The sequence below is a fragment of the Commensalibacter sp. A3DC genome (assembly GCF_047307945.1).
In the GTDB taxonomy this organism is placed as follows: Bacteria; Pseudomonadota; Alphaproteobacteria; order Acetobacterales; family Acetobacteraceae; genus Commensalibacter; species Commensalibacter melissae.
In genome coordinates, this window is sequence record NZ_JAXOQA010000057.1 from 1 (window position 1) to 7,500 (window position 7,500).

Here is a 7,500-nt window from a genome sequence, read left to right on the forward strand (position 1 = left end):
ATCATCATCAGCATCCATTTACGCTTGGTGGTTCATTTTAAAATTGATTATCCATTCAATAAAGTGAAACAAGATCAATAAAAATCATTACTATCGTCTATAAAACGACCTGCAAAAGTGTTTAACCTGTTCTTAATTTCTTCAGGTATCATAAATCGATCAAAATAGTAATTTTGAATTTTATTCAATTTTTTTTCCACCAATTCATCATGATAATCGCCCATCATACCATTAATTGTCGATAAATATTGAAAAGTCTGATGATGATAACCTGATGGAAACAAAACATCAAAAGTACCATAGGTGGCTGCAATCATACTGATTGTTTTTCTCATGTTATGAAACTCATGAGCTGTTATAGTTACATGTGTTTCAAGCTCTTTCTTAATGATTTCCAGTCTTTTTCGAAAATATTTTACAAAGCTTTTCAGGTTGCAGGGAAAAAAGCAATTTACTTCCCGTTTTAATAAATACAACCCTTTTTCATGCCAAATATAATCCAGAAATACCGCCCTTGGTTTTACAATGAAAGATTTCCTGTTTTTGAAGCCATCCTGTAATTTGCCTAATAAACCCGTCATCTTGCCAAGCCAGTACGGTCTACAATGGCGTTCATCAAAAGCCCTATATGCATAGCACAAATGTTTGAATTTGGCCCTTACCTTCTTATAAACGGCTTTATTTTCCTTGGATAAATGGCAAGAGTATCTTAAGGAATGCAAAATATTCATAAATGCGGGTTCCATAACCCCTTCCACCCATAATTGACGACTAATCATAAAACCGTCAATCAGTTGATCCTGTGTATAATCAAATACAAGTTTGTCAGGTAATGAAACATTGAGGTGAATTTCATCATCCACCAAAATCATTTCATATAGCTGATCACATTGAAAACGAGAAAAATGGAAACCCTCAAATTGTATAATATTCTGTGGCTTGGTAAAAAATTTAAAATTCACGATATTTCCGCTATAAAATTAATACAGTAAAAACCTACCTGATTATAAAATATAATCTAGCAATTTTTGAACAAATACAGTATTTCTAATCCCCATCATAAAAGCAAACCACATGATCGCACATCCCCATCCTGCCAGTATATCACTTATCCAATGTGCCCCCAATGTCAAACGCGACCATCCCACTAAAAAAACCCATATCAATGATATCCAACAAACCAAACTGTAATTTCTTAAACAGTATAATATAATCAACACAAACATCAGTCCATTGACTGCATGTCCACTTGGAAAGCTGGCTGTTGTCGCATGAATATGAGAAAATGGAAAAGCGGGCCTTGCTCTAACAATTATATTTTTCATTAAAAGAAAAACCAGACGCGCTGAAATCAAGATTACAAACAGCCAAACCGCGTCTCGATGCGAACGATAAATCCAGACCCATAATATGAATATTAAGCTTAAGGGAAGAACAACCGCAAATGAACCCGATTTAGATACAAGTCTATTCCAATAAATCAAGCTACTGTCATGATCAGAAAGCAAAACACCATTGAGTTTCTGATCCAGATCTGTGCAAAGGAATAAAAAAACAGCAAATAAAAGAAAAATAAAACCTATTAAAAATAGCATTTTATGATTAAACAATAATTAATTCCTTATTTTCCCTTCGCTATATGCAATTTCTACTTTCCTAATTGCCCGCATAGCTGTTTCATAAACTTCTTTATAAGGCAAAGAAGCATCAATATCAACAATTGGTGCCCCTCTGAATTTTAATTTTTGAGTGGCTTCCACTTTGATTTTTAACAAATTATAATCGTGATCCTGTTTACGTTGATATGCGGTATCAACATCAATGTTCAACCGAATTATCAAGTCCGGTTTTATAGAAGCCATGTAATCATAAAGCCTGTATTCTGTTTTAACAAGAAACTGGATAAAACGATTTTGCGTATGTGCAGCTGACAAACCGGGTCCGTCATAAAATCCTACAACATCTGTCTGAGGATAGCGATCCGCAATAATCAAAACCCCCTGTTTTCTTAATTTCAACATTTTTATAAAATTAAGAAAACGAACACAGGAAAAAAAGAAAATAACCAAGGCCGTTAAAACACCAGGAATTTTTTTTCCCTTGGTACGAGCCGTTCCCGCTTTCTTATCGATTATACGTCCAAGTATTTTTCCCCCAAATCTGAATTGACTGATCTTTCGACCAATATTTCCTGATCCTTGGCCCAAATAGCAGCACTTTGCAGGTCGCCCTTGATTTAATGCTTCAGCAAGATCAAAACTTAATGTTGATTTTCCTGATCCATCACAACCGACTAATGCAATTAATGGGCCCTGATTTTCAGTTGATCTTTTTTTATGCATATATAATCTTCTAAAATATAACAGATTTATGTATATAATTATGGATATCTTTGGAACAAAAGTTTTAACTTAAAGCCTGATTTGCTTTAAGTTACTGATTCTATACTGAAAAATTCCAAGGAATTTCCAACCTAACAGACTAGGAAAGGTTGTCTTATAATACAGTTTTCATTGACTAACAAATCAAATTTGACCGTAATCTATTGAAATATAGAAAGATTACGATATCCCATTTAAATAACCAAGAGATATATAATTTATGACACAATCTTCTACGCCACCGATTATTGCTATTATTGGGTGCGACGGATCTGGCAAAACAACAGTCTGTCTGGAATTGGAACGCTGGTTGAATTCAGTTCATCCTACAAAATTATGCCACTTGGGCAGACAAACGGGAAATATAAGAAGACGTCTGATTAAACTTCCGTTTCTAGGGAAAAAACTTGATAAAAATATTACCAAGACCAATAAACAGGCTAAATCAAAAGAAGGACCGAACGCATTATTGGCATTGGGAATATTCATAATGTCTCTGCGTCGCGTTTATCGCTTTTACAGGATGCTTTCCCTGCGTAAGCAAGGCTTTTACATTCTTACTGACCGATTTCCCCAAGTTGCCGTTATTGGTGGACTGGATGGACCTGATCTGACAACAGAAAACCCAGCGTCGTCCATAACACGCCTGCTCTCAAAGCTTGAACGATCACTTTATAACTGGATGATCAACCATACACCCGATCTGGTTATACGACTAAACGTAACCGTTGAAACAGCCCAACAGAGAAAACCTGATCATCGCCTTGAATCAATGATCAAAAAAATTGGAACATTACAACAGTTAACCTATAATGGTGCCCCCATTATTGATATTGACAATAATACACAACCCATTGAAGAAACCATTAATCAGGCTAAAAAAGCAATTGCCGAAAAATTAAATATTGTTTCATGAACGTTTAATAATTTGGTTCATATATCGGCATTGCTCTACGAAAAACGTTACGTGTTTTATTTTGAGTTGGGTCCGCTGTTTGAGGAAGCGGTGCATTAATACCAATATCATGATGACCACGTTGACGTTTACTGTTCACCCAACCTTGTTCAGCATTCAAATGGCCTTTATCACCCCTTGTATAATGATTGGGAAGTAACAAGGCGGGCTTGTTTTCCTGTTTTAAAGGTTGATAATGTTCAACCCTTTGATTCTCCTGCATTTTTTGCCTGATGGTTGAAGGAATGGAATCCGCGTCTTTAATCGTTTGTTGCGGCGTGTTTTCATCTTCTTTTTTTTCAACCGTCTTTGGAGGGGGAACATGGTGATGATGGTGGTGACGTGCGAAACAAGATAAGAACGGAATCATTGAATTTACCACCAATCCCCCAATTATCCCCAAAATCAATCTATTTCCTTTTTGTTTCATTAAAGAAAAACCACCTTTTTTCAATAAATTTTAAACTGTATTAATTATACATTATATAAAAGGGAAAATAAAAATACGCACTACAAATTATTACCTATTTATTCATTAATTTACAATATAATGAAACGATACAAGGATTTCACATCTTATAAGTATAGATTGAACAAAAACCTCTGAATAAATTTTCTAAAAATTAATATTGGTTTTTAATCCAATAACAAAAGCATCTTTGTAGGCTTTAGTGGCAGCAACATGATGAAAATATTCGACAACTGGCATGACCATAACACCCCGATAAGCAGAAATACCATAATTCAATTCAAACAAAGCAGAATTTGTCTGTGCTGCGGGTGCACCATTCAATAATGACAAAACCTTTGCATTAAAAGGGGAAGACAATTGCGTCATTTGATATTTTTGTGCATGTTTTAAACTCTTAGGCACTGTATAATAGGTAAACATGAAACCTATTTGGTCATAGGGTCTTTTCTTCCAAAAACCCTTATTAATAAAACCTACATTATAAAGATCCTTAAATGTAGAAGTTGTTGTTGAATCATGTCCATAATTCAAAATTAAATATAATCCATGATCTTTCTTGGGGTCATTACGAAAAATCATCTGATCCATCATAACCCAAAATTGACTGCGATTATCTCTTTTATTTCCTTTTACAGCCTGTGCAGACCAGGTTTGAAAACGACTGGTATCAAGACCAGCACCTATATGATAATATCCCGTTAAATTATCTTTACCAAATTCAGAGTTATAACTGTATTCAATTGGTATAAAAACACCTGTTGCAGCATTCGTACTCCAGTCAAAACCTGCGACACCCCCTTTACCGGTTCCCCATGGAGAACTTTCATAAGCACCCAATTGGAAGTAACTTTGCTTTGTCAAATGAAATAAAAATCTAATCCCCCAAACAGTTCCAGGCCAGGGTGTAAAACCTTGTTGGGACTGAATACTCCTAGGTTGACCACAAGTTGCAATTAACATAAACTGACATGCGAATGGACTTGATGCAAATTCATTTCCAACACTTAACCGTCCTGCACGAATATTGACCTGATCTTTCCATAACTGTTGTTCAATATAAATATAATTCATATGAAATAATCGGTCATATCCACCCCCATATATTTCCTGGGCCTGAATCTGCGTATCCCCAACATAATCGGAACTAGCATTGCGCCCAGCTAGATTTAAAATCATCGCATGAGTAGAAAACCCTTTAAAACCTGCAATTTTCTCCCAATCCATATCAACTGAAAAAGCAATCTGATGTGCATAATCGACACCCTTTCTACGTCCTCCCCTTACAATACCTGCTGTTTCACCTGTCCAGCTTAAAGCAAACTGCACACCATGAGGATCCAACTTTTCATTTAATTTATGGAAAAATAATTCACCATCTGAATCGTAAGGTACACTTTTACCATTTTGATCTAATGTATCAATTTCATGATCAGAATAAGTCTGTGAAAAAACGCATTTAGAATAGTAAACACTGTAAAAAAAACTAAAATGAAACAAAAAAAGAATTTTAAACCAAGTCTGATTAATAGAATTGTAAGTTTTTTTTTGTGTCATAATCTCCTTTCATAGAATTGACATTGCAGAAAAATAATATTTCTTTTAATGAACCAGACCTGAAAATTAAAAGCAATTAACAAGCAATATATAAATATCAAATTAAATTTAAACTAATATAACGAGTAAAATTTGTTTAAGTAATGATATAGCAATTTTGAGTGGAAGTTATTGGGAGCGGGGAGAGGATTTGAACCTCTGACCTTCAGGTTATGAGCCTGACGAGCTACCGGGCTGCTCCACCCCGCACTAGTGTAACAAGGATGCCTTTTTCTGACTGTATTCAAGGCATATGGTGATCTTCCAGGACTTATGTCAGGATGACAAGTGGTGACCAGACTTGGAGGCTACGCTCCCTCGCGGCGCATGTTTCAGCGGGAACTGAAAGTTTTTTGTCGAATATTGCAAGGGATTGCATGTATGGGGGTATATTGGAAGACCTGGCGGCGACCGACTTTCCCATGCCTTAAGACATAGTATCATGGGCGCTGGGGTTTTTCACGGCCGAGTTCGGGATGGGATCGGGTGGTTCATACCCCGCCATTGCCACCAGGTCATCCAATATACCCTGCAGGGTTGTATTGGTATGTGATTGGTTGGTTAAGAGCGGATATTTCGGCCTGTTTCATACAGTATCGCATAACATGACCGATATGAGTGTATGTGTGTTATATCAAGTAAGTGCAAGGGCTATTAGTATCGGTTAGCTGCATGCATTTCTGCACTTCCACACCCGACCTATTGACGTGATGGTCTATCACGGCCCGTAATGAGACCTGGTTTTGAGGGGGGTTTCTCGCTTAGATGCTTTCAGCGATTATCCTGTCCATACTTAGCTACCCAGCGGTGCTGCTGGCGCAACAACTGGTACACCAGAGGTATGTTCACCCCGGTCCTCTCGTACTAGGGGCAAATCCTCTCAAGTCTCGACATCCACGGCAGATAGGGACCGAACTGTCTCACGACGTTCTAAACCCAGCTCACGTACCACTTTAATCGGCGAACAGCCGAACCCTTGGGACCTGCTCCAGCCCCAGGATGTGATGAGCCGACATCGAGGTGCCAAACCTCCCCGTCGATGTGGACTCTTGGGGGAGATCAGCCTGTTATCCCTAGAGTACCTTTTATCCGTTGAGCGATGGCCCTTCCACGTGGAACCACCGGATCACTATGGCCGACTTTCGTCTCTGCTCGAGCTGTCACTCTCGCAGTCAGGCGGGCTTATGCCATTGCACTCAACAGCCGATGTCCGACCGGCTTGAGCCCACCATCGCGCGCCTCCGTTACTTTTTGGGAGGCGACCGCCCCAGTCAAACTGCCCACCATGCAGGGTCCCAATCCAGGCTAACTGGATCTGGTTAGACATCAAAAAAACTCAGGGTGGTATTTCAAGGATGGCTCCACACAGACTGGCGCCCATGCTTCAAAGCCTCCCACCTATCCTACACAGCGTTTTCCTGATGCCACTACAAAGTTGCAGTAAAGGTTCATAGGGTCTTTCCGTCTGACCGCGGATACCCCGCATCTTCACGGGGAGTTCAATTTCGCTGAGCCGATGCTGGAGACAGCGGGGAAGTCGTTACGCCATTCGTGCAGGTCGGAACTTACCCGACAAGGAATTTCGCTACCTTAGGACCGTTATAGTTACGGCCGCCGTTTACCGGGGCTTCAATTCAGTGCTTGCACACCTCCTCTTAACCTTCCGGCACCGGGCAGGCGTCAGACCCTATACGTCGTCTTTCGACTTTGCAGAGCCCTGTGTTTTTACTAAACAGTCGCTACCCCCTGCTCTGTGCCACCTGATCATGGTTGCCCAAAATCCGGTCTTGCTTCTTCCGAAGTTACGCAAGCATTTTGCCTAGTTCCTTCAGCATCGTTCTCTCAAGCGCCTTGGTATTCTCTACCAGTCCACCTGTGTCGGTTTCGGGTACGGTCTATTCGCTAGAGCTATTTCCCGGAATACTCCAAAAGCCAGGCCAATCCAATAAGACCTGACAACATATCATATTCGTCACTTCTAGCAGGTTCAGGAATATTAACCTGATTTCCATCGACTACGGCTTTCGCCCTCGCCTTAGGGGCCGACTAACCCTGCGTGGATTAACCTGGCGCAGGAACCCTTGGACTTTCGGCGACAG

At 39.3% G+C, this 7,500-nt stretch carries 6 protein-coding genes, 1 tRNA gene and 2 rRNA genes (1 of these 9 only partly in view); 1 reads left to right on the forward strand and 8 read right to left on the reverse strand.

The window, feature by feature from the left end:
* Positions 1-74 precede the first annotated feature (74 nt).
* From U0839_RS07070 to U0839_RS07080, 3 genes are read right to left on the reverse strand one after another with little or no spacing between them, the layout of a single operon-like run.
* The gene (locus U0839_RS07070; RefSeq protein WP_155564940.1) at positions 75-962 is read right to left on the reverse strand and encodes a hypothetical protein; all 888 of its coding nucleotides are present in this window, start codon (positions 960-962) and stop codon (positions 75-77) included.
* Positions 963-1,004: 42 nt separating this feature from the next.
* Positions 1,005-1,610 carry a phosphatase PAP2 family protein gene (locus tag U0839_RS07075; protein ID WP_155564939.1) on the reverse strand — a complete coding sequence of 202 codons (606 nt, stop codon included), beginning with the start codon at positions 1,608-1,610 and terminating at the stop codon, positions 1,005-1,007.
* Positions 1,611-1,613: 3 nt separating this feature from the next.
* Complete coding sequence (locus tag U0839_RS07080) at positions 1,614-2,342, reverse strand: hypothetical protein (RefSeq protein ID WP_196424200.1); 729 nt, start codon at positions 2,340-2,342, stop codon at positions 1,614-1,616.
* A gap of 259 nt (positions 2,343-2,601) precedes the next feature.
* Here U0839_RS07080 and U0839_RS07085 point away from each other — a divergent pair, with 259 nt between their 5' ends.
* Entirely contained in the window at positions 2,602-3,297 is a 696-nt protein-coding gene (locus U0839_RS07085; protein WP_155564938.1) for a nucleoside triphosphate hydrolase, read from the forward strand.
* 4 nt (positions 3,298-3,301) lie between these two features.
* Here the strand turns inward: U0839_RS07085 and U0839_RS07090 are convergent, their stop codons facing one another.
* The 5 genes from U0839_RS07090 to U0839_RS07110 all read right to left on the reverse strand — a co-directional run.
* On the reverse strand, positions 3,302-3,766 hold the full coding sequence (locus U0839_RS07090) for a hypothetical protein (RefSeq protein ID WP_155564937.1): 465 nt from the start codon (positions 3,764-3,766) through the stop codon (positions 3,302-3,304).
* A 186-nt stretch (positions 3,767-3,952) separates the two neighbouring features.
* On the reverse strand, positions 3,953-5,362 hold the full coding sequence (locus tag U0839_RS07095) for a carbohydrate porin (RefSeq protein WP_155564936.1): 1,410 nt from the start codon (positions 5,360-5,362) through the stop codon (positions 3,953-3,955).
* Positions 5,363-5,534: 172 nt separating this feature from the next.
* A tRNA-Met gene (locus U0839_RS07100) sits at positions 5,535-5,611 on the reverse strand.
* A gap of 189 nt (positions 5,612-5,800) precedes the next feature.
* Positions 5,801-5,916, reverse strand: a 5S ribosomal RNA gene (gene rrf, locus U0839_RS07105).
* Between the two features lie 120 nt (positions 5,917-6,036).
* A 23S ribosomal RNA gene (locus U0839_RS07110) occupies positions 6,037-7,500 on the reverse strand; it runs 1,276 nt beyond the window's last position.

Coding starts and splice junctions, on each gene's coding strand:
- U0839_RS07090 (WP_155564937.1), bottom strand. CDS start 3,766: ATGAAACAAAAAGGAAATAGATTGATTTTGGGGATAATTGGGGGATTG.
- U0839_RS07080 (WP_196424200.1), bottom strand. CDS start 2,342: ATGCATAAAAAAAGATCAACTGAAAATCAGGGCCCATTAATTGCATTA.
- U0839_RS07095 (WP_155564936.1), bottom strand. CDS start 5,362: ATGACACAAAAAAAAACTTACAATTCTATTAATCAGACTTGGTTTAAA.
- U0839_RS07085 (WP_155564938.1), top strand. CDS start 2,602: ATGACACAATCTTCTACGCCACCGATTATTGCTATTATTGGGTGCGAC.